Annotated in this window: 20 protein-coding genes; 6 read left to right on the top strand and 14 right to left on the bottom strand. The window is 69.9% G+C overall.

All coding sequences use genetic code 11. The features are described from left to right. Positions 1 to 124: 124 nt before the first annotated feature. From rpmA to ACTHL4_RS09415, 4 genes are all read right to left on the bottom strand, one after another. Positions 125 to 391, bottom strand: a complete 267-nt coding sequence (gene rpmA, locus ACTHL4_RS09430; protein ID WP_440282497.1) for a 50S ribosomal protein L27 — start codon at positions 389 to 391, stop codon at positions 125 to 127. Between the two features lie 99 nt (positions 392 to 490). Continuing rightward, entirely contained in the window at positions 491 to 799 is a 309-nt protein-coding gene (gene rplU, locus ACTHL4_RS09425) for a 50S ribosomal protein L21 (protein ID WP_440282499.1), read from the bottom strand. 209 nt (positions 800 to 1,008) lie between these two features. Continuing rightward, on the bottom strand, positions 1,009 to 3,846 hold the full coding sequence (locus ACTHL4_RS09420; protein ID WP_440282496.1) for an Rne/Rng family ribonuclease: 2,838 nt from the start codon (positions 3,844 to 3,846) through the stop codon (positions 1,009 to 1,011). Between the two features lie 329 nt (positions 3,847 to 4,175). Then, on the bottom strand, positions 4,176 to 4,883 hold the full coding sequence (locus ACTHL4_RS09415) for a TIGR03936 family radical SAM-associated protein (protein WP_440282495.1): 708 nt from the start codon (positions 4,881 to 4,883) through the stop codon (positions 4,176 to 4,178). A gap of 72 nt (positions 4,884 to 4,955) precedes the next feature. Between ACTHL4_RS09415 and ACTHL4_RS09410 the strand changes: the two genes are divergently transcribed. The 3 genes from ACTHL4_RS09410 to phoA all read left to right on the top strand — a co-directional run bounded on the left by ACTHL4_RS09410 (position 4,956) and on the right by phoA (position 7,983). Continuing rightward, a complete protein-coding gene (locus ACTHL4_RS09410; RefSeq protein WP_440282494.1) occupies positions 4,956 to 6,098 on the top strand; it encodes a glycosyltransferase family 39 protein in 1,143 nt (380 codons plus the stop codon). A gap of 78 nt (positions 6,099 to 6,176) precedes the next feature. Further along, positions 6,177 to 6,467, top strand: coding sequence for a DUF1905 domain-containing protein (locus ACTHL4_RS09405; RefSeq protein ID WP_440282493.1), 291 nt, complete (start codon positions 6,177 to 6,179; stop codon positions 6,465 to 6,467). Between the two features lie 130 nt (positions 6,468 to 6,597). Continuing rightward, the gene (gene phoA / locus ACTHL4_RS09400; RefSeq protein ID WP_440282492.1) at positions 6,598 to 7,983 is read left to right on the top strand and encodes an alkaline phosphatase; all 1,386 of its coding nucleotides are present in this window, start codon (positions 6,598 to 6,600) and stop codon (positions 7,981 to 7,983) included. Positions 7,984 to 8,047: 64 nt separating this feature from the next. On the opposite strand, the gene ACTHL4_RS09395 is transcribed toward phoA, so the two are convergent. The 8 genes from ACTHL4_RS09395 to ACTHL4_RS09360 form a co-directional block, all read right to left on the bottom strand. Then, positions 8,048 to 10,003: a TIGR03960 family B12-binding radical SAM protein gene (locus ACTHL4_RS09395; protein ID WP_440282491.1), complete on the bottom strand. Its 1,956-nt coding sequence runs from the start codon at positions 10,001 to 10,003 to the stop codon at positions 8,048 to 8,050. Between the two features lie 180 nt (positions 10,004 to 10,183). Then, on the bottom strand, positions 10,184 to 12,016 hold the full coding sequence (locus ACTHL4_RS09390) for an AMP-dependent synthetase/ligase (RefSeq protein ID WP_440282490.1): 1,833 nt from the start codon (positions 12,014 to 12,016) through the stop codon (positions 10,184 to 10,186). Positions 12,017 to 12,112: 96 nt separating this feature from the next. Continuing rightward, positions 12,113 to 13,096, bottom strand: coding sequence for a bifunctional riboflavin kinase/FAD synthetase (locus ACTHL4_RS09385; RefSeq protein ID WP_440282489.1), 984 nt, complete (start codon positions 13,094 to 13,096; stop codon positions 12,113 to 12,115). Positions 13,097 to 13,106: 10 nt separating this feature from the next. Continuing rightward, positions 13,107 to 14,231, bottom strand: coding sequence for a HoxN/HupN/NixA family nickel/cobalt transporter (locus ACTHL4_RS09380; RefSeq protein WP_440282488.1), 1,125 nt, complete (start codon positions 14,229 to 14,231; stop codon positions 13,107 to 13,109). 119 nt (positions 14,232 to 14,350) lie between these two features. Beyond that, positions 14,351 to 15,253, bottom strand: coding sequence for a tRNA pseudouridine(55) synthase TruB (gene truB, locus ACTHL4_RS09375; protein ID WP_440282487.1), 903 nt, complete (start codon positions 15,251 to 15,253; stop codon positions 14,351 to 14,353). After that, positions 15,250 to 15,690 (bottom strand): 30S ribosome-binding factor RbfA, encoded by a 441-nt coding sequence (gene rbfA, locus ACTHL4_RS09370; RefSeq protein WP_440282486.1) that lies wholly within the window; start codon positions 15,688 to 15,690, stop codon positions 15,250 to 15,252. The genes truB and rbfA overlap by 4 nt, the downstream gene beginning before the upstream one ends. A 51-nt stretch (positions 15,691 to 15,741) precedes the next feature. After that, entirely contained in the window at positions 15,742 to 16,770 is a 1,029-nt protein-coding gene (locus ACTHL4_RS09365; protein ID WP_440282485.1) for a TRM11 family SAM-dependent methyltransferase, read from the bottom strand. Between the two features lie 3 nt (positions 16,771 to 16,773). Continuing rightward, positions 16,774 to 17,619 (bottom strand): helix-turn-helix domain-containing protein, encoded by an 846-nt coding sequence (locus tag ACTHL4_RS09360; protein ID WP_440282484.1) that lies wholly within the window; start codon positions 17,617 to 17,619, stop codon positions 16,774 to 16,776. 55 nt (positions 17,620 to 17,674) lie between these two features. On the opposite strand from ACTHL4_RS09360, the gene ACTHL4_RS09355 reads away from it, so the two are divergent. Further along, positions 17,675 to 18,085 carry a VOC family protein gene (locus tag ACTHL4_RS09355; protein WP_440282483.1) on the top strand — a complete coding sequence of 137 codons (411 nt, stop codon included), beginning with the start codon at positions 17,675 to 17,677 and terminating at the stop codon, positions 18,083 to 18,085. Positions 18,086 to 18,130: 45 nt separating this feature from the next. Here ACTHL4_RS09355 and ACTHL4_RS09350 read toward each other — a convergent pair whose 3' ends face one another. Together ACTHL4_RS09350 and ACTHL4_RS09345 are read right to left on the bottom strand one after the other, a co-directional pair. Beyond that, positions 18,131 to 19,186, bottom strand: a complete 1,056-nt coding sequence (locus tag ACTHL4_RS09350; RefSeq protein ID WP_440282482.1) for a hypothetical protein — start codon at positions 19,184 to 19,186, stop codon at positions 18,131 to 18,133. 61 nt (positions 19,187 to 19,247) lie between these two features. Then, entirely contained in the window at positions 19,248 to 19,808 is a 561-nt protein-coding gene (locus tag ACTHL4_RS09345) for a helix-turn-helix domain-containing protein (RefSeq protein WP_440282481.1), read from the bottom strand. Between the two features lie 78 nt (positions 19,809 to 19,886). Between ACTHL4_RS09345 and ACTHL4_RS09340 the strand changes: the two genes are divergently transcribed. Further along, positions 19,887 to 21,101, top strand: a complete 1,215-nt coding sequence (locus ACTHL4_RS09340) for a benzoate/H(+) symporter BenE family transporter (protein WP_440282480.1) — start codon at positions 19,887 to 19,889, stop codon at positions 21,099 to 21,101. Between the two features lie 10 nt (positions 21,102 to 21,111). Beyond that, a complete protein-coding gene (locus ACTHL4_RS09335; protein WP_440282479.1) occupies positions 21,112 to 22,098 on the top strand; it encodes a zinc-binding dehydrogenase in 987 nt (328 codons plus the stop codon). Positions 22,099 to 22,117 lie beyond the last annotated feature (19 nt).

Genomic DNA, 22,117 nt, shown 5'->3' with positions numbered 1-22,117 from the left:
AGGTTGGGGGCCCCGCTTCTCTCGTGGCGGGTTGTGTATGACGGCGGATGGGGTGGGCCCGGAGAATCTCGCACCCACCCCTTCCGCTCGAGGTGCTGCTGGCTGGTGCTCGGAGGCTACCTGCTCAGGCCTCGGTGCTGTCGGCAAGCACGATGTTGACGGTCTTGCGGCCGCGCTTGGCGCCGAACTCGACCGCGCCCGCGCGCAGCGCGAAGAGCGTGTCGTCCTTGCCACGGCCCACGCCCTCGCCGGGGTGGAAGTGCGTGCCGCGCTGGCGGACGATGATCTCGCCAGCGTTGACGACCTGGCCGCCGAAGCGCTTGACGCCGAGTCGCTGGGAGTTGGAGTCCCGACCGTTGCGGGTCGAGGACGCACCCTTCTTGTGTGCCATTTGCTAAGCCCTTACTTGAGAAATGAGTTCAGGAACGAAGATCGGGGTCCCCGCGAAGTATTCGCAGGAGCGAAGCGGGGGAGAAACTTCGTGGGGTGATCAAGCCTCGATGGCGGTGACCTTGACCTGGGTCAGCGGCTGACGGTGGCCCTGGCGCTTGCGGTAGCCGGTCTTGTTCTTGTACTTCACGATGGTGATCTTCGGGCCCTTGGCGGCCTTCATCACCTCGGCCTTGACGGTGACCTTGGCCAGCTTGGCGGCGTCGGTCGTCACGGTGCTGCCGTCCACCAGCAGCAGCGGCTTGAGCTCGATGCTCTCGCCGGCCTTGGTGGTGACCTTGTCAATGGTCAGGACGTCGCCCACGGAGACCTTCTCCTGGCGACCGCCTGCGCGAACAATCGCGTACACGTCGGAACTCTCTTTCGTCATGGATGCGCACTTGTCAGGGACCGGCAGGCAGCTACCCCGGGAGAACCGGGACGCCCGCGCGGTGGGCACACCGAGGCACGAGTTTACGGGCCGGGCCGGTGATGCTCCAAATCGTCGGATCGGGCAGCGGCCGGGTGACCCGGCTCACGCCCCGGACCGGGGTGACTGCAGGTAAGCGTCAACCGGTCTCATTCGGCGTCGGCGGCCGGCGGGCCCGCGGGAGCGACCACCCGGGCTCGCTTCCTGCGTTGCGGCTTGACCGGTTCGGGCGGGGTCGCCACTGGCGCGGACACGGTGTCGGACGCTGCGGTGGCGGCCGGTGCTGCGTCGGCCGCCGCCACTGTCGCGGTGGGTGACACCGCCGGCGCCTCGACGTGCTGTGCGGCACCCGCCGCGGAAGTCGCCCGGCGGCGGGCCCGCCCGGTGATCCGGCGGACCGGTGCCGCGGCGTCGGTGGCCTCGCCGTGTTCGGGGGCGGACGGTGCCGGCGCCTGCGGTGTCTCGGCCGTCGGCGTGGCCGACCGCTGTGAGCCGGCGCGACCGGTCACCGCGGGAGCGGTGCCCGTCGTCGGCTGCTCCGCGGACTGCTCGGCCACATCCTGCTCGGCCGCCTTGCGGGCGCGCTTCTTGCCGCCGCGCGCCTTCTTGGCCGGCTTGCCGGCCTCATCGGCCGGCCCGGTGTGCTCGCCCGTGTCGACGATCGCGCCTGCCTCGCCGGCCGGTGCCGCAGCGTCCTGCATGTCCTGGGCGGCCTGCAGGTCATGGGTGTCGTGGGTGTCATGGGTGTCATGGGTGTCATGGCCGGCCGGTGCGCCGTGGTCCTCCGACTTCGCGCCCGACTGCGCAGCGGCATGGGCTGCAGCGGCGATCTGTGCGGCGGTCGGTCCGGACGGCTTCGCCGGCTCCTCGGCCTGCTTCTTGGCCTTCCCCTTGCGGGACTTGCCGTTGCCGCCGCCGGAACTGCCGGACGGCTTGTCGACCGGGTCGGCGTGCACGATGATGCCCCGCCCGCCACAGTGCTCGCACGGCTCGGAGAAGACCTCGACGAGGCCGGACCCGACGCGTTTACGGGTCATCTGCACCAGCCCGAGCGAAGTGACCTCGGCGACCTGGTGCTTGGTGCGGTCGCGCCCCAGGCACTCCAGCAGCCGTCGCACCACCAGGTCGCGGTTGGACTCCAGCACCATGTCGATGAAGTCGACGACGATGATGCCGCCGATGTCGCGCAGCCGCAGCTGGCGGACGATCTCCTCGGCCGCCTCCAGGTTGTTCTTGGTGACGGTCTCCTCGAGGTTGCCGCCGGAGCCGACGAACTTGCCGGTGTTGACGTCGATGACCGTCATCGCCTCGGTGCGGTCGATGATCAGCGAACCGCCACTGGGCAGCCAGACCTTGCGGTCCATCGCCTTGGCGAGCTGCTCGTCGATGCGGTGCACCGCGAACGCGTCGTGCTCGCCGGTCCACTTCTGCAGCCGCTCCGCCAGGTCGGGCGCGACCGAACCGACGTAGTCGTGCACCTGGGACCAGGCCTTGTCACCGGCGACGACCAGCTTGCTGAAGTCCTCGTTGAAGACGTCGCGGATGACGCGCACGGTTAGGTCGGGTTCACCGTGCAGCAGGCTGGGGGCACTGGCGGACTTCGCGTCGGACTGGATCTTCTCCCACTGTGCCTGCAGCCGCTCGACATCGGCCCGCAGCTCGGTGTCGCTGGCGCCCTCGGCCGCCGTACGCACGATCACGCCGGCGTCGTGCGGCACGACCTCCTTGAGGATCTTCTTCAGCCGCGCGCGTTCGGTGTCGGGCAGCTTGCGGGAGATGCCGGTCATCGAGTTGCCCGGCACGTAGACCAGGAATCGACCCGGCAACGACACCTGGCTGGTGAGCCGGGCGCCCTTGTGGCCGATCGGGTCCTTGGTCACCTGGACCAGCACCGTGTCCCCGGACTTCAGGGCGTTCTCGATGCGCTTGGCCTGGCCGTTCTCGAGGCCGGCCGCATCCCAGTTGACCTCGCCGGCGTACAGCACGGCGTTGCGGCCGCGGCCGATGTCGACGAAGGCGGCTTCCATGCTGGGCAGCACGTTCTGGACCTTGCCGAGGTAGACATTGCCCGCCATCGAGGCCTGCTGCACCTCGCGGGAGACGTAGTGCTCGACCAGGACGCCGTCCTCGAGCACGCCGATCTGCGTGCGGCCGGCCTTCTCCCGCACCACCATCTGGCGGTCGACGCTCTCGCGGCGGGCGAGGAACTCCGCCTCGGTGATGACGGTACGGCGCCGGCCGGCCTCGCGCCCCTCGCGCCGGCGCTGCTTCTTGGCCTCCAGGCGGGTGGATCCCTTGATCGCGGTGACCTCGTCGCGGTCCTTGCGCGGCTCGCGCACCTTCGTCACGGTGCCGGGTGGGTCGTCGCCCTCGGTCGCCCCGCCACTGCGACGCCGGCGGCGGGTGCGGCGCCGGCCGTTGCCCTCGGACGCCTCACCCTCGTCGGCCTTGTCGCCGGATCCGGCCTCCTCGCCGGAGCCGTCGCCGCCCTTCGTGTCGTCGTCGGAGCTCTGCGCGTCCGCGTCGTTGGTGCCGTTCTTGTTGCCGTTGCCGTTGTCGTTGTTGTTGTCGGCGCCCTTCCGGGAACCCCGGCTTGAGCCCTTGCCCTTGCCGGAATCGGTCTCGGAGTTCTTCTCGGAGTTCTTCTCGGACCCGTTGTCCGCGTCGTCCTTGCTGCGCCGGCCCCGGCCGCCGCGGCGACGGGAGCGGTTGGCGCCCTGCCCGTCGCCATCGCCGTCGCCGTTGTCGTTGTTGCGGTCGTTGTTGCGGTCGTTGCCGCCGTTGCCGTCCGCATCGTCGTCGCCACCACGCGAGTCGTCGCGCCGGCTGTCCGGCTCCCGTCGGGGCGGTGCGACGGTCTGCGGGTCGGGCGCTTGGAAGAGCAGGCCGAAGTTCATCGCTGCCGTGGACCGCGTCGGCTCCGACGGGGCGCTCTCGGTGGTGTCTGCTGTCGGTGCCAGGAACGGGTTGGTCTCTTGCGGGGCCATGGCCCTCATCTCTCGTCAGCATGCGAGTGACCCACAACGAGGCAGCGCCTGCACACCCGCATGTCGCGGTTGGGCCGTCACGCACGGGCGAATCAGCCCGCGGTGACGCGAAAGTCGTCTGTTACGTCGCGCCCAGGGTTCGCGTCATCTCGCGGCACCCTGAGGTCGGACGCCGTCGGTCCTGCACTCGGCTGATCGCGAGATCTCGCGGGCTCGAGTTGGCTGCCAACGGGGCGTCGAACAGGTTGTGGCACTGCCGACGACCGCTGTCATTGTCGCACACATCCGGGCGCCGGATCGTCGGGACGCACGTTCGCAGTGCGTCCGAATCACCGCAGCGGGTCGGCGATGGCGCCGTCCTCGCGCAGCGGGCCCTGGCTGAGCCGGGTGACCTGCGGCGGCCGTGTCGGGTGAAGTCCGCCATACGTGCTGAGCGCGGTGAGGACGTCGTCCGGCCGCACCAGCGGGGTGAGATGCCGCAGCACGATGGTCAGCACCGCTCCGTCGGCCGTGAGGCTCGCGACGGCGGCCCGTACGTCGAACTCACGCTCACCGCGCTTGGTCATCCGCGAGACTGTCGCGTCGTCGCGGGCGAGCAGCTCTGTTGCCGCCGCGGCGACCGCCGCCGCGTCGTCGGCGGCGAAGTCCAGCCGCCAGCAGCTCGCTGTCAACCGATCGGCCAGTGCACCGGGCAGCGCCTCGGCGACATCGAGGACGACCAGGTCGCCGGGCAACGCCTCGTCGAGGTCGGCGCGCAACCGGTCCGGCGCACATTCCCGGGTCAGCTGCAGTTCGAAGTACTCCGCCTCACTCGCCGTGCCGGTCGGTGCGGCGTTGGCGTAACTGATCTTGGGGTGCGGGTGGAATCCTGCCGAGAATGCCACCGGGATCCCTGCCCGGCGCACCGCACGCTCCAGGGCGCGCTGGAAGTCCCGGGTCGAGGAGAAGCGCAACCGGCCGCGCTTGGCATAGCGCACGCGCAATCGCTGGACGGCGGGCTCGGGTGCGGGTCCTTCGGGGACACGTTGTCTGGCCACCGGGACACGGTAATGGGTACCCCCGGCGCGGCCGACGGCGTCCGGCGACGGTGCGCTGCCTACTCTTGCCGGATGGCAGCCAGGGGGTCACGAGTCCGCAGCAGATCCCGCGGCGGTTCGTGGCGGGAGACGCCATACGCCCTGCTCGCCTTCGTGGCCGTCCGGCTGGTCGGCACCGGCGTGCTGGCGCTGGTCCTGCGACTGCGCGACGCGGGCTCGTTGCACCACATGCTGACGCGGTACGACGGCCAGTGGTACGCCCGGATCGCCGAGCACGGCTACGGCACCACCGTCGCGGCACACGACGGGATGCATTCGGACTACGCGTTCTTCCCGCTGCTGCCGCTGCTCGAGCGCGGCATCCACACATTGGTGCACCTGCCGCTGGTCGATCTGGGCATGGCGATCAACTGGGTCGCATCGCTCGCCGCCGCGGCCGGCATCCACGCGGTGACCGCCCGGGTGACCGATGGGCGGGTCGCGCTGATCACCGTGGTCCTGTGGGCGATGTACCCCTACGCCATCGTGCTGTCGATGTCCTACACCGAGGGCCTGCTGTGCGCCCTGGCCGCATGGGCGCTCTTCGCCGTCGCACACCGGCGGTGGCTGGTCGCCGGGGCGCTGGCCGGTCTCGCCGGGTTGACCCGTCCCACCGGCGCAGCGGTCGTCGCAGCCGTCTGCGTCGCCGCGCTGCTGGTCGGACAACGCGGGAAGGAACCGTGGGCACGGGTGCTGCCCGCGCTCGTGGTCGCACCGCTCGGCCTGCTGGGTTACCTGGCGTATGTCGCCGTCCGGCAGGACGAGTTGCTGGGCTACTTCCACGTCACCGAGGGCTGGAACCGCAGCTGGGACAGCGGCCGCTATTTCGCGCACTGGCTGTCGGGGATGGTGCACGCCGGAGGGGTGGAGACGCTCAAGGGCGTGGGGCTGATCGCGGCCCTGCTGGCCATGGTGTGGTTGATCTGGAAGGGTGCCCGGGACGGCCTGCCGGTCGGGTTCACCGTTTTCAGCGTGGTGCTGCTGGTGATGACGATCGGCACGTCGGGCTACTTCGGGTCCCGGCCCCGCTACCTGCTGCCGGCGTTCACCCTGCTGGTCCCCCTTGCTGCCGGGCTGACCCGGTTCCGGCCGGCGGTGCGCATCCCGCTGGCCGTCGTCCTGTCGGTCGGCCTGGCCGTCGTCGGCGGCTACGCGCTGACCACCGGAGCCCCCTGACCGGAGGCGTCGCCCGCGGGATCGCCGTGCACCTGCACGACGCGCGGTGGAGTGTCCGTTCCGCCTAGGCTGGTCGGCGTGCAGCTGGAGTTCGACGCCGAGATCATCGAGTGGCGAGGCCCTGCGCCATACCTCTTCGCGCCGTTGCCGCCGGCACACGCAGACGAACTGGCACAGATCGCCCGCGACGTCACCTACGGCTGGGGCTGCATCCCGGCCCGGGGCCGGATCGGCGGCACCGATTTCACCACCTCGATCTTTCCGCGCCACGGCGGCTACCTCGTCCCGGTCAAGGTCGCGGTCCAGCGGGCGGAGCGCGTCGGGCTGGGCGACGTCATACACCTGCGGCTCACCGTGGGCGACGACTGAGCACATCCGAGGTTCACCTGCTGTTGATCGCCGGCTTCCTTGCCGGTCAGCTGGATCCGTTTGCATCACTCCCGGCCGGCGCCCCCGTCAGGTTCACCCGAACCCCGCCGACCGACGGAGGGATCACTTCATGACTTCATTCCGCTCGACTGCCTGCCGGATCTCCCACCGGGGCAAGGCGTTCGGCGCCCTCGCCGCCGTGGTCGCGCTCACCGGCACGGCCACGGCCGCCGCAGCGCCGGCCGCGCACCCAGGGCATCGCGGCCACCAGCCGGCCAACGTCATCCTGTTGATCGGCGACGGCATGGGCGACTCGGAGATCACCGCTGCGCGCAACTACCAGGTCGGCGCGGACGGCCGACTGAACCTGGACCGGCTGGACAGCACCGGCGCCTACACGACCTACTCGGTGCGCAAGGGCACGAACACCCCTGACTACGTGACGGACTCGGCTGCCTCCGGCACCGGCTGGGCGACCGGCACCAAGACCTACAACGGCGCCATCAGCGTCGACACCCACGGTCGCCGGAAGGCGACGGTGCTGGAGCTGGCCCAGCGCGCCGGCTACCGCACCGGTGACGTGACGACCGCGGAGGTCCAGGACGCCACCCCCGCAGTCCTCGGCGCGCACGTGTCCGACCGCGACTGCAAGGGCCCGCAGGAGACCAGCAGGCTGTGCCCGAGCGATGCCCGCGAGAACGGCGGCGCCGGCTCGATCGCCGAGCAACTGGTGCAGACGCGCCCGGACGTGCTGCTCGGCGGCGGCGGCAAATACTTCGAGCAGCAGGTAACCGCCGGGCGGTATGCCGGACAGACGGTCCTGGACCAGGCGCGCTCGCGTGGCTACTTCGTGGCGACCACGGCGGCGCAACTGCGCACCGCACCACGGGACAAGCCGGTGCTGGGCAGCTTCGCTCCGGGCAACCTCGATCTGGAGTGGGTCGGTCCGACGCCGACGCACCAGAACACTCCGGCCGCCCGGTGCAGCGTGAACACCCACCGTGACGCATCCCAGCCACACCTGTCCACAATCGCCGATGTGGCCATCGACCGGCTGGACCGGCTCAGCCGCTCGGGCAAGGGTGCGAAACACGGCAAGGGCTTCTTCCTGCAGATCGAGGGTGCCTCGATCGACAAGCAGGACCATGCGGCCAACCCGTGTGGCCAGATCGGCGAGAAGGTGGAGTTCGACCGCGCCGTCGGTGTCGCACTCGCCTACCAGAAGAAGCACCGGAACACGCTGGTGATCGTCACCGGCGACCACGGTCACACCAGCCAGATCGTCCCGGCCGGCAGCACCACCGCCGGCGTCACCGCGACCCTGACGACCGCCGACAACGCGCCGATGACGATCAGCTACGCCACCGCGTCGGAACCCGGCGGTAGCCAGGAGCACACCGGCACGCAGATCCGGGTCGCCGCATCCGGGCCGGAGGCCTACCGCGTCGAGGGTGTCACCAACCAGACCGACCTGTTCACCACGATGACGAAGGCACTGTCGATCAGCCGCGACTGACGCACCTTCGACCCACCTCCCACGCCCCACCGATTCACCGAGATCCGGCGAGAAGGGGAAGGGGTCAGACGACGGTCAGTGGCAACAGCTTCTTGCCGGTCGGGCCGATCTGGATCTCGGTGTTCATCTGCGGACACACGCCGCAGTCGTAGCACGGGGTCCAGCGGCAGTCCTCGACCTCGTTCTCGTCGATCGCGTCCTGCCAGTCGTCCCACAACCAGTCCTTGTCCAAGCCGGAGTCCAGGTGGTCCCAGGGCAGCACTTCGTGCTCGCCCCGCTCGCGGGTGGTGAACCAGGCCACCGACACCGGTGAGCCGTCGAAGACCTCCGCCGCGCGATCCATCCAGCGGTCGTAGCTGAAGTGCTCGCTCCAGCCGTCGAAGCGGCCGCCGTCGCGCCATACGGCCTCGATGACCGCACCCACGCGGCGGTCGCCGCGACTCAGCAGTCCTTCGACGATGCCCGGCTTGCCGTCGTGATAGCGCATGCCGATCGACGAACCCAGCCGCCGGTCGGACTTGATCGCGTCCTTCAGCTTGGCGAGCCGGGCGTCGGTCTCCTGCGCACCCAACTGCGCGGCCCACTGGAACGGTGTGTGCGGCTTGGGCACGAAACCGCCGATCGAGACCGTGCAGCGGATGTCCTTGCGGCCACTGACCTTCCGGCCCGTCTCGATGACACGCTTGGCCATGTCGGCGATCTGCAGCACGTCCTCGTCGGTCTCGGTCGGCAGCCCGCACATGAAGTAGAGCTTCACCTGCCGCCAGCCGGCGGAGAACGCCGCGGCGACGGTGTTGATCAGGTCGTCCTCGGAGACCATCTTGTTGATGACCTTGCGGATCCGCTCCGAACCGCCCTCCGGTGCGAAGGTCAGGCCCGAGCGCCGCCCACCGCGGGTCAACTCGTTGGCCAGGTCGATGTTGAAGGCGTCCACTCGCGTCGACGGCAACGACAGGCCGGTCTGGCTGCCCTCGTATCGATCGGCCAACCCCTTGGTGATGTCGCCGATCTCGGAGTGATCCGCGGAGGACAGCGACAGCAGCCCGACTTCTTCGAAACCGGTTGCGGCCAAACCCTGCTGGACCATCTCACCGATGCCCGTGATCGATCGCTCGCGCACCGGCCGGGTGATCATGCCGGCCTGGCAGAAGCGGCACCCGCGGGTGCAGCCGCGGAAGATCTCCACCGACATCCGTTCGTGGACGGTCTCCGCCAGAGGCACCAGCGGCTGCTTCGGGTAGGGCCACGCGTCCAGGTCCATCACGGTGTGTTTGGACACCCGCCACGGGACACCGTGCGCGTCCGGCGCGGGCGCGACCCGCTTGATCCGTCCGTCCGGCAGGTAGTCGACGTCGTAGAACGCAGGCACGTAGACACCGCCGGTGCGGGCGAGCCGCAGCAGCAGTTCACGCCGGCCGCCGGGACGTCCTTCGCACTTCCACGCCTTGATGACGTCGGTGATCTGCAGCAGCGCCTCTTCACCGTCGCCGAGCACCGCGGCGTCGATGAAGTCGGCGACCGGCTCGGGGTTGAACGCCGCATGGCCGCCGACCAACACGATCGGGTCGCGCTCCCGCCGGTCCGCGGCGTGCAGCGGCAGGCCGGCCAGGTCGATCGCATTGAGCATGTTGGTGTAGCCGAGTTCGGTGGACATCGAGAAGCCGAACACGTCGAAGTCCCGGACCGGACGATGCCCGTCGACGGTGAACTGCGGCACCCCGGCCTCGCGCATCGCCGCTTCCATGTCGGACCACACCGCATAGGACCGCTCGGCGAGGGTGTCCGGGCGCTCGTTGAGGACCTCGTAAAGGATCATCACGCCCTGGTTGGGCAGCCCCACCTCGTAGGCGTCCGGGTACATCAACGTCCAACGGACGGTCTGCTCCTCGCCACCGGGCCCGAACCCACCACAGTGCCAGTCCTTGACGGTCGAGTTGAGCTCACCGCCGACATACTGGATCGGTTTGCTGACCTTCTCCAGCAACGGTTCGAGCTTCGGGAAGAGTGACTCACCTGCCATGCGCACCAGGGTATGGTGCGCCGGCCCACACGCGAAACGTTGCGATTGGCGACAGGCCACACAAACCCCACCACGCGACAAGCGGACGCCCGCGAGACGACGACCAGCCCGGCACTGGACGCAGAGCGAGCTTGCGAGCCTGAGTCCAGGACCGGGCTGCGAGGAGTCGAAGCAGAGAGCTCAGTCGTAGAGACCGTCCAGGTCGTCCTTGAACTTGCGGGTGACCACGGTGCGCTTGAGCTTCAGGCTCGGGGTGATCTCGCCCTCCTCGACCGTCAGGTCCCGGGGCAGGATGATGAACTTCTTGATCTGCTCCCAGCGGTTCAGCCCCAGGTTGAGCTCGTCGACATACTCCTGCACCATCTCCCGTGCCGCGTCGGACGAGACGATGGTGCGGTAGTCGGCTCCGTCCATGCCGTGCGCGGCGGCCCAGTCGACGATGCTCTCCTCGTCGAGCGTGATGAGCGCAGAGACGAACTTGCGGCCGTCACCCTCGACCACGAACTGCGAGGCGTAGGGACAGATGCCCTTGAAAGTGGCCTCGATGAGGCTCGGCGCGACGTATTTGCCGTTGGAGGTCTTGAACAGGTCCTTCTTGCGGTCGGTGATGCGCAGGTGCCCGGTCGGCAGCACCTCACCGATGTCGCCGGTGTGGAACCACCCGTCGACCAGCGTCTCGGCGGTGACGTCGTTCAGCCCGCGGTAGCCCTGCATCACGCCCGGCCCCTTGACCAGCACCTCACCGTCGTCGGCGATCTTGACCTCGGTGCCGGGGACCGGCCAGCCGACGGTGCCGACCACGTTGGCGTCCGGCCGGTTCACACAGGAAGCCGCCGAGGTCTCGGTGAGACCGTAGCCCTCGAGGATCGGCATACCCATGGCGTCGAACCAGCGGGCGACGTCCTGGTTGAGTGCGGCGGAGCCGGAGATGAAGAACCGCACGCGACCGCCGAAGCGTTGGCGGATCTTGCCGAGCACGATCTTGTCGCCGACGGCGTGCTGGGCGGCCAGCACCGGCCCCACCGTGTCTCCGGCCGCTCGTGCCGCGGCGACCTTGCGTGCGTTGCCGCTGGCCCAGTCGAACAGCTTGGCCTTGGCGCCACCCTCCCCCGCCATCATGGTGGTGATGCGGCCGTAGACCTTCTCGAAGATGCGCGGCGCGGCACCCATCCAGGTCGGCTGCACGGTCGGGAGGTTCTCCACGATCTTGTCGACCCGGCCGTCGATGGCGGTCGGGAAGCCGATCTGCAGTGGCAGGGTCAGCAGCACCTTGCCGAAGACGTGGGCCAGCGGCAGCCACAGGTATTGCACGTCGTCCTCGCCGAGGATCCGGACCGAGTCGACGGCAGCGGCCTCGTAGGTCCACGCGTCATGTGGCAGCCGCACGCCCTTGGGGCGGCCGGTCGTGCCCGAGGTGTAGATGAGGGTGGCCAGCGACCCGGGGGTCAGCTGCTCGATCCGGTCGTCGAGCACCCCCGGGTGCTCGGTGAGGTGGGCCGTGCCGAGCTGCTCCAGCTCGTCGAGGCCGATCACCCAGTCGCCGTCGCCGGCGCCGTCGATCTGCACGACCTTGGTCACCGACGGTATGACGTCACGACCGCCACGCAATTTGGCGACCTGCTGGTCGTTCTCCGCGAACACGACGGTGCTGCCGGAGTCGGAGACGATGAACAGCACCTCGTCGGCGGTGGTCGACGGATAGATCGTCGTGGTCGCCGCTGCGGCCAGCATGATGCCGAGGTCCGCGAGCGCCCACTCCAGCCGGGTCGCGGACGCGACGGCGACCCGGTCCTCCGGCTCGACGCCGAGCGCGACCAGCCCGGCGGCGATGCGACGCGCCCGCTCGTCGACCTGACTCCAGGTCATCGACCGCCATTGCTCCCCCACCGGGTAGCGGAAGGCCTCACGGCTCGGGGTCTTGGCGACCCGGTCCGCGAAAAGGTGCGCCACGGAGCGGGCACGGCCTTCGACGACCGCGAGGTCGGGCTGCTCTTCGCTGAGCGACTTCGTCATGCGGGGTCCCCGCGAAGTATTCGGAGGAGCGAAGCGGGGGAGAAACTTCGTGGGGTGCTCATGGCATCGGAGCCTACCCGCCAGTTAACCAACCGGTCAGGCAGTGTCGGTTGTGCCCGACCGGGCCGGATGCGCGCGACAGATCTCCCTGGCCTGGTCGACGTCACGGTGCATCTGCGCCACCAGCGCCTCGACCGATCCGAACTTGGTGTTGCCGCGCAACCGGCGCACGAACTCCACACGGACCGTCTCGTCATACAGGTCGAGATCGTCGCGATCGAGGACGTAGGCCTCGACGGTGCGCTCGGGCACGTCGTCGAACGTCGGGTTGGTGCCGACCGAGATGGCGGCCGGCATCCGGTGCTCCGGGTCGTCGACGGGGACCGACTCGCGCACCAGCCAACCGACATACACCCCGTCGGCGGGGACGAGACCTTCCGGCTTGCCGCCGAGGTTGGCGGTGGGGAAACCGAGCTCCCGGCCGCGCTGCAGACCGCGTACGACGACGCCGCGGACGTCGTGCAGGTGGCCCAGCAGCCGCCCCGCCACATCCACCTCTCCGGCGCCGAGCGCCCTGCGGATGTCGGTCGAGGAGATGCGATGCCCCTCCCCGACGTCGGCCAGCACCTCCACCGTGAATCCGTATTTGTGGCCGAGCCGGCGCAGCGTCTGCACGTCACCGGCGTTCTTGGCACCGAACCGGGTGTCGCCGCCGACCACGGCCTCGACGATGTGCAGGCCGTCGACGAAGACGTCGTGCACGAACTCCTCGGGCGTCATCGCCGCGAGTTCACGGGTGAAGTCGAGCACCAGCACGGCGTCCAGGCCGGCCGCGGCGAGCCGCTGGAGCCGGGTGGCCGAGGACGCGATCAGCTCCGGCGCACGCTCGGGGTGGAGCACCTGCAGCGGGTGCGGGTCGAAGGTGACCGCACAGGAGCGGACGCCGCGGGCCCTGGCTCGTTGGACCACCCGGCGGAGCAACGCGGCATGACCGCGGTGGACGCCGTCGAAATTGCCGATGGTGACCACGCATTCACCGAAGTCGGCGGGGATCTCGGTCAGCTGGGATACGCGTAGCACGGCCGCAACTTTAGCCCGCGGACCATTCCTTCTCCGACAGGCGCAGGACCCGCCAGGCGGCGATCGCCAGCAGCCAGGTCGCCACGAAGACGCCCACGATCACGAATCCGACGCCGTCCAGGTCGACCGAGCCGATGGCGGCGATCGGACCGTCGGTCCATTGGAACCGGTCGGACAGCACGGAGCTCAGCTCGATGGTGCCGATCACCAGGGCCACGAACACCGACAGCCAGGTGACGGTCGCGTTGTAGTAGAGCCGCCGCAACGGCTTGGCGAACGCCCATCGGTAGGCCTTGGCCATGAAGACGCCGTCGGCGGCGTCCAGCAGGCTCATGCCGGCGGCGAAGAGCACCGGCAGGGTGAGGATGGCGTACCAGGGCAGCGAGACAGCGGCCCCGCCGGCGAGCACCAGCAGGCTCACCTCGGTCGCCGTGTCGAAGCCGAGGCCGAACAGGAAGCCGATGGGGTACATGTTCCACGGCTTGGTGACCGATTTGGTCAGCCCGCCCAGGATGCGGTTGACGAATCCTCGGGAGTTGAGGTGGTGCTCCAGCTCCGCCTCGTCGAAGTCGCCCTGGCGGGCGCGCCGCCAGACCCGGATGATGCCGATGAAGGCGATCAGGTTGAGGATGCCGATGATCCACAGGAAGGTGCCCGAGACGGTCACCCCGACGACGCCGGTGATCGTGTGCAGGGTCGAGTTGTCGTTCTCGACCGATCCGGCGAGTGCCTTCAGGCCGAGCGCGAGCAGGAAGCACAGCCCGAAGACGACACTGGAGTGGCCGAGCGAGAACCAGAAGCCCACCGACATGGGCCGCTTGCCGTCCGACAGCAGCTTGCGGGTGGTGTTGTCGATCGCCGCGATGTGATCGGCGTCGAAGGCGTGCCGCATCCCGAGCGTGTATGCCGTCACGCCGAGACCGATACCGAACGCCTGGGCGTGGCCGGCCTCGGCAGGCAGCGAGAAGTGCTGCGGAGCCACCACGAACAACAGCGTGCCCCAGCCGAGGACGTGCAGCGCGACGACGGCTGCCGTCATACGCAGCACCGAACGGCGTTCCGCCGGGCTGAAATCGGCGACGAAGGCGCGCGCCCTGCCGAGCGCGGTGGGTGCGGAGGTAGTGGTGGTGGCCATGATGTCCCGAGCATAGCCACTGACGCGACGCCGTCGCATCTGGTGGATGACCGCCGACGAGTGCGGCCGGCCGGTCGGGGTCCCGCGAAATATTCGGCGAGGAAACGTCCGGGGGCGGCTCAGGCCGGGAAGACGACCCGGGACACCGGCACCGGGCGGCTCTCGTCCAGCATCGCGACCAGTTCCCCCGCCTCGGTGATCGCCGCGGACAGGTCCACCGGTTCCGGCCGGCGGGCCAGCCGCTTGCCGTGCCGCAGGTCGGTGGCCTCCTGGTCACTGATCCGGCGCACCGGGAACTGGGCCGCGGCGGCGGCGCCCATCCCGATGATGGGCAGCGGCTGGTCGCGGTCGACCCGCGCGGCGAGTTCGTCCAGCGGGGTGGCGTCCTCGAGCCCGAAGCGGCCCACCCGGGTGCGCCGCAGGGCGGTCAGGTGTCCGCCGACGCCCAGCGCCGCGCCGAGGTCACGGGCCAGGGCGCGGACGTAGGTGCCGGACGAGACCTCCACCTCGACGTCGACGTCGTACCACGTCCCCGCGTCGCCGGCGACCGGCCGTTCGGCGAGTATGTCGAACCGGTTCACCCGCACCGGTCGTGGCTGCAACCTGACCTCGTCACCGCCGCGCACCTTGGCGTAGGAACGCACGCCGTCCACCTTGATCGCGCTGACCGCGCTGGGCACCTGCTGGATCTCGCCGCGCAGCTCGCCGACCGCCGCGGCGACCGCGTCGTGGGTGAGGCCTGCGGCGTCATACGAGCGGGTGACCTCGCCCTCGGCGTCGTCGGTGATCGTCGACTGCCCGAGCCGGATCGTCGCGGTGTAGGTCTTGTCGCAGCCGACCAGGAAGGTCAGCAGTTTGGTCGCCTTGTTGATGCCGAGAACCAGCACCCCGGTCGCCATCGGGTCCAGCGTGCCGGCGTGGCCGACCCGACGGGTGCGGGCCAGGCGCCGGGTCCGGGCGACGACGTCGTGACTGGTCCAGCCGGCCGGTTTGTCGACCAGCAACAGGCCGTCCGGCGTCATACGTCCTCTGCTGCGTCGTCGCCGCTCTTCTTGTACGGGTCGGCGTCACCCGCGTAGGACGCGGCGGACTTGGCGCGCGCCAGCTCCTCGTCGCGTTCGCGCGCAGCCTTGAGGGCCTCCTCGATGTGCGCGGCACCCTCGGGGATCGCGTCGGGGATGAACTCCAGTGACGGTGTCAGCCGTATGCCGAGCCCCTTGCCGACGTGCGAGCGGATGCGGCCGCGCCAGTCCTCAAGGGCTTCAGCGGTGTTCGCGCGTTCGTCGTCGGATCCGAAGACGGTGTAGAAGATCGATGCGTGTTGCAGGTCACCGGTCACCCGGACGTCGGTGATCGTCACGAAACCGAGGCGTTCGTCCTTGACGCGGCGCTCGACGTAGTCGGCGACGAGGGTCTTGGTGCGCTCGGCGATCTTGCGGGCGCGTGCCGGATCAGCCATCTGCGGCCTCCAGGTGTATCGACGTGGTGCGGGCAACGCACCACCCTACGGTCACCCGGGGCTGCGGGCGACGATGAGGTCTCGGTCGATGGAGGCGTCGACGCGGTGCCGGAACTCGTCCGGTGAGCCGTCGACAGGTGTCAGCCCGTGCGCGGTCAGCAGCGCCGCGAGTTCGTCGCGGGGGGCGACGTGCCGGTTGTAGGACAAGCCGATCGCGCCGCCCGTCCGCAGCACACGGAGCCACTGCGGCAGGGCACGCTCGAGCAGGTCCAGCGGGCTGCGGGCGAGACGGTCGCCGTGGGAGCCGTGTTGCACGCCGTAGGGGGTGTCGGTGACGATCACGTCCACGCTGCGCGCGCGCAGCAGTCCGTCGACGTCGGTGGTGTCGGTGGACAGGTAGGTGACCCGTTGGACGTCCCCTGTCTTGTGGGCGTCCTTGGAGGCCGCGACCTCGATCTGCAGTCGCTTCCCGCGGGTGCGGCCGCTGGTCCGCAGCACCGACTCGTCGGCCGAGTGCTTCAGCCGGTGCTGTCGCATCCAGGTCTTGATGAAGGCCGAATAGGCTTGGAAGTCCTTGGTGTCCAGATCGATCCCGGTCGCATCGAGACCGAGGGACAACGCGATGTTGAGCGTGGTGCCACGGCCGCACATCGGATCGAGGACCTGCAGGGTGCCGTCCAGCAGCCGCTGCGGGTCACGAGTGGCCGCCGCCGTGACGTTGAGCAGCAGGCGGGTCCACTGCTCGTTGGTCTTGCCCTGGTATTTCTGGATGGTGACCAGGTCACCGGGGTATGTCGAGCGCCGCTCCAGCGGCACGGGGGCGAGCAGGCCGCCCTCGCGGCGGAAGAGCGCGTGGGCCGCGGAGAGCTCGGACAGTACCCGCAGCGCGTCTCGGTCCAGCGCAGCCCCGGTCCGCACTGCCAGATAGTCGACGCCGGCCACCCTCGTGGACGAGACGGCGGGTTCTGGGAGGCCGAAACCCGCCGCCATCGCGCGCAACTCGGCCTCGCCGAGGCGCGCAGCGTCCGCGGCATACACGCGGTTGGCGGAGGGGGCGAGCAGAATGAGGTGTTCGGGCACGCGTCAACCGTAATCGGCGCCCGCGCGCACCCGGTCCCGGTAGGCACCGGGAGACTCACCGACCAGCGCCGTGAAGTCGCGGCCGAAGTGCGCCTGGTCGAACCAACCGAGGTCGACGGCGAGCTGGGCCAGTGTGCCGTGGTCGCCGTCGTGCAGGCGGGCGATGGCAGTGTGCACCCGCGCCCGCGCGACCAGCCACTGCGGCCCGACGCCGATGTAGTGCCGGCACAACCGTTGCAGGGACCGCAGGCTCATGCCGCAGCGGTCGGCCAGCTCGGCCGCGGACATCGCCGGCGTGGAGTCCTCGAGGCAGGCGACCACGGCGCCCACCTGGTCGAGTGCGGCCGTGTCCCCCGCGTCCAGGGAGAGGAAGAACTCGTCGAGACGGTCGACGGCGTCCGGCTGCTCCGCACGCAGTCCAGCCAATCGATCGGCACCGGCCACCAGGTCGCGTGCCGGCAGGACGATGTCGCGCACCCGGTCCGCGGGCACCCCGGTCAGCGCAGTCATCGCGCCCGGCCGGAACTTCACGCCGACCACGCTGCCGGCGCCGACGAGCATCACGTCGAAGCGACTCGTGCTGACCACCCCGGTCACGAACACACCCGGCCCGGCGGCGCCGGCTCGACGGCACCCGCCGGACTCGACCGTGAGATGGGCCTGCGCCACCGGCACGAGTGACGAGCGGTATGCCGCCCCGTCGGGCAGCTGCCACTGCACCGTCCAGTAGTGCTCGATCCAGGGCTGAAGCGCCGGGTGGCACGCCGGCCGGCTCAGCATCGCATGCTCGGCGAAGCGCTGCGGCTCCAGAATCACGCCGTCGCGTGTCGCGAATGTCCTAGTCGACATGCCGAGCAGCCTACGAGGATGGGATGACAGCGATCTTCGATCCGAGGAGCCGGACATGGCAGACAGCACCCCGACCAGCCCGAGGGGCACGGTCAGCATCGGCACGGTCAGCATCGGCATGGTCAGCATCGACTGCGACGACGCGGCGGCGATGGCGAAGTTCTACGGCGGCGCGCTCGGTTGGCAGGTTGCCTACGAGGGCGACGGCTACGCCATGCTGCAGCAGGGTGACCAACGACTCGGCTTCGGGCAGACACCGGACTATCAGCGTCCCTCCTGGCCGGACGACGGCCGCAAGCAGTTCCATCTCGACCTGGCGGCCGAGGACGTGGATGCGGCGTGCGCCCGGTTGGTCGAGCTGGGCGCCACTCGACCGCAGGAGCAACCGGGCGGAGACCGCTGGACGGTGCTGCTGGACCCGGCGGGCCACCCGTTCTGCGTGACGAAACTGGCCAACTGGGGCTGAGACGGGTTCAGCCGGCCGGTCCCTCGGCCGCCTGCCGGTGACGCGTCAGTTGGTGAAGTAGGACAGCTCCTGGGCCCGCTGATCGGACCGATTCAGCTGGGCGTCCGGCGGCGTGAAGTTCGTCTGGCCCGGGCTGGGCGACGCGGGCGCGCCCGATGGTGCATCGGCATACTCGATGTCGAAGCGCAGGACGTCGCCGGCGTTCAGGCGGCTGCCGAGCAGGAACGGGACCTGGAGCAGCTCTCCCTGCCACACCGAGGAGCTCTCCTTGGTGAGTGACGACGCGACGCCGTTGACCGTCACGTCGGTGACCGAGATGTCGGTGCTCATGCGCGCGTCGGTGGCCAGCCGGATGCGCGAGCCGGCCGGTGTCGGCGTCGGACCCACGGACTTCACCGCCACGGTCGTGGGACGACGCAGGGTCGTCCCGTCCGCCCACGACACCGTTTCCGCGGCGATGCGGGTGACCACGGCTCCCCAGATGTCTGCCGGTCCCTGGTCGGTGTAGCCGGCATAGTGCACTGCGTTGTCGGCCACATCGGTGTCGCCGGGAGGCGGGGTGACCTCCCACCGTGTCGGAGACGGTACGGAGCTGATGCCATCGTGGGGATAGGCGGCCCGGAAATCGCTCGTCACCGAGACGAAGAAGCCGGTGTAGCTGTCGGTGTGCGGCGGGATGACCTCCGGGATGGTGAAGGTCACCGTCGTCGCATGACCATCCTGGACACGTGCGGTGATCGGCAGGTCCGCGCGCGCGGTGCCGAAACCACCCTTGACCGCCGTGACCTCCCAGACCCGGTTGTCGCAGGTGACCGACATGGGGAAGCCGCCGGGCGCCGGTTCGTTGCCATGGTTGGCCACGACATACCCCACCGGCTCGCCGGCGACGTAGATGCGGGTGAAGTCCGCGTCATACAGCACCGAGCCGCTGCCCATCTGCGGCGGGTCGAGCGCGACATCGAAGCCGGATCCGCTCGCCGCGTGTGCCGGTGCTGCGGCCGCTGTGAGGATGACCGGTGCCGCCCAGGCGGAGGCCATCACACTGCGGCGCGCCACTGCCCGTCGCGACTCCGACACCGCACGGTGCTGCTCGTCGACCATGATCCTTAGTCCTCCCAAAGGTTTTCAGCCGGATCGCGTCCCATGGCGATCCCTGTCCCGGCTATCGACGGTTCTGGGCCGCCGACGGTTCCGACGCCGTCGGGGTGGTGATCACCAGCACTGCTTCTGCGGGTCCGCCGACCGCGGCATACGAGTGCTTGCGGTCACTGGTCCACGTCGCCGACTCCCCCGTGGCCACGACGCGTGAGGACGTGCTGCGGACCCTGACCCTGCCGGAGGTCACGACCAGATGCTCGGTGACATCGGCGCCGTGCGCAGCGGAGGTATGACGCGCACCGGCGGGGAACTCGAGGCGGAACACTTCGACGGTGGCACCGTCGGCGCGCCGGCGCAGATCGAGCAGCACGGTGCGCATGCCGCCTGCCGCCGCGGCACGTGCGCCACCGGCCGCGCCGACGAGCGCCGACAGCGGCAACTGCAGCGGCTCGCAGATCGCGTAGAGCGTCTCGATCGTCGGGTTGCGTTCGCCCGCCTCCAACTGCGAGAGCGTCGCCTTGCCGATGCCGGCCGCCCGAGCGAGCGCCGACATGCTGATGCCACGGCTCTCACGTGCCCCGCGGATCCGCGCACCGACCGCGGCCGAGGTCTCCCGCGCGCTCATCTGCTGGACGCCTGCGACGCGGACGAGTCTCGGACGTTAGCGTTCCATGAACAGAACGTTTCGTGAACGGAACACCACATGCTCGACACTGTACCCGCGCGGCGCACGAGGGACGCGACTCCGGTCATCGCCGGAATTGTCTGTGCACTCGTGGGATTCACCAGTTCGTTCGCCGTCGTGCTGACCGGTCTACGGGCAGTCGGCGCCGACCCGGCACAAGCGGCCTCCGGCTTGCTCGCGGTGACCGTGCTGCAGGGCTGCGGTGCCATCGTCCTCGCCACGCGCCACCGGATCCCGGTCACCCTCGCGTGGTCGACGCCTGGCGCGGCGCTGCTGGCCGGTTCCGGGGCGGTCGCCGGAGGCTGGCCCGCCGCGACCGGTGCCTTCGTGCTGACCGGTGTGCTCATCGTGGTCACCGGCCTCTGGTCCGGCCTGGCCGACCTCATCGCCCGGATCCCGGCCACCATCGCCCAGGCCATGCTCGCCGGGGTGCTGCTGCCGCTCTGTCTGGAGCCGGTGCGCGCTGTCGCCATACATCCGTGGGACGTGCTGCCGGTGGTCCTCTGCTGGCTGCTGCTCGTGCGGATGGCACCCCGCTGGGCGGTCCCGGGCGCGTTCATGGCGGCGAGCGCCGTCATCGGCATCGAGCTGGCCCGCACCGGAACGTCGTTCAGATCGCACCCGCTGCTGCCGACCCTGGCGCCGGTCATGCCGCAGCTCTCGGTGCAGGCGGTGCTCGGGATCGCCCTTCCGCTCTTCGTGGTCACCATGGCCTCGCAGAACATTCCGGGCGTCGCGGTCATGCGCGGCTTCGGGTATGCCGTGCCGTGGCGTTCCAGCATGCTGGTGACCGGAGCCGGGACGATCGCCGGAGGTCCTGCCGGTGGGCACGCGATCAACCTGGCGGCGATCAGCGCGGCACTGGCCGCCGGACCGGACGCCGGACCCGACACCTCGCGCCGGTGGATCGCTGCGGCGTCGAGTGGCGCCACCTATCTGTTGCTCGGCTTGTCCTCGGCAGCGCTGACGACGCTGGTGACGCTGGCGCCGTCCGGTGTCGTCGAGACGGTCGCCGGGCTGGCGCTGCTCGGCGCGCTCGGCGGCGCCCTGCAGGGTGCCCTGCACGGCGGCAGACAGTCCGGCGACGCGCGATCGGCGGAGACGACCGCCGCGGTCCTCACCCTCGTCGTCGCCGCGTCCGGCACCACGATCGGCGGTGTCGAAGCGGCGTTCTGGGCGCTGTTGGTCGGTCTGACCGCCCGGTGGTGGCTGTTGCGCGGCCACCGCTCGTAGGGTGGGGGACATGCTCGCCGCCTACGCCGCCCGACTCGCCCGTGCCGATCCGCTCAGCGCGCGGGAGGTCGGCCCACGACCCGATCCGCAGGTGCCCGACGGCTGGTCCCGGGTGCACCTGCGTGCCGCCGCGCTCAACCGGCACGACCTCTGGTCGTTGCAGGGGGTCGGCCTCGGCGAGGACAAGCTGCCGATGATCCTCGGCTGCGATGGTGCCGGCGTCACCGACGAGGGTCGCGAAGTCATTCTGCACAGTGTCGTCCCGAGCCCGGGGTGGTCCGGCGACGAGACACTCGATCCGCGGCGCACCTTGTTGTCGGAGTTGTATGACGGCACACTCGCCGAGCAGGTCGTCGTGCCGACCGCCAACCTGGTGCCGAAACCGGAGTCGATGTCCTGGGAACTCGCCGGCTGCCTCTCGACGGCGTGGCTGACGGCATACCGGATGCTCTTCAGCAACGCCGGCGTCTCCCCCGGCGACACCGTGCTGGTCCAAGGCGCCGGCGGCGGCGTCTCGACCGCGCTGGTGCAACTGGGCTCGGCAGCAGGCCTACGCATGTGGGTGACCTCACGGGACGAGCAGCGCGGCGCGCGGGCCGTCGAACTCGGCGCCGACCGCGCGTTCGCCAGCGGCGAACGCCTGCCCGATCGGGTCACCGCCGTCATGGAGTCGGTCGGTGCGGCGACCTGGAGTCATTCGGTCAACTCACTCAAGCCCGGCGGCACCATCGTCATCTGCGGCGCGACGTCCGGCGATGCACCGGCGAAGGCGGAGCTGACCAAGATCTTCTTCAAGCAACTGCGCGTGATCGGCTCGACGATGGGTTCAATCTCGGAGTTGCGTCGCCTGGTCGACTTCGTTGCCCGCGAGGGCATCACGCCGGTCGTGGATCAGGCACTCCCGCTGTCCGAGGCCCGAGATGCCTTCGCACGCCTGGCTGCCGGCGACAACTTCGGCAAGGTCGTTCTGACGATGAATGACGCGACAGGCGACTGAACCTCAGATCAATCCGCAG

It is taken from the genome of Flexivirga sp. (assembly GCF_051955415.1).
Lineage (GTDB): Bacteria > Actinomycetota > Actinomycetes > Actinomycetales > Dermatophilaceae > Flexivirga.
This window is presented reverse-complemented; position numbering and strand designations above follow the sequence as displayed.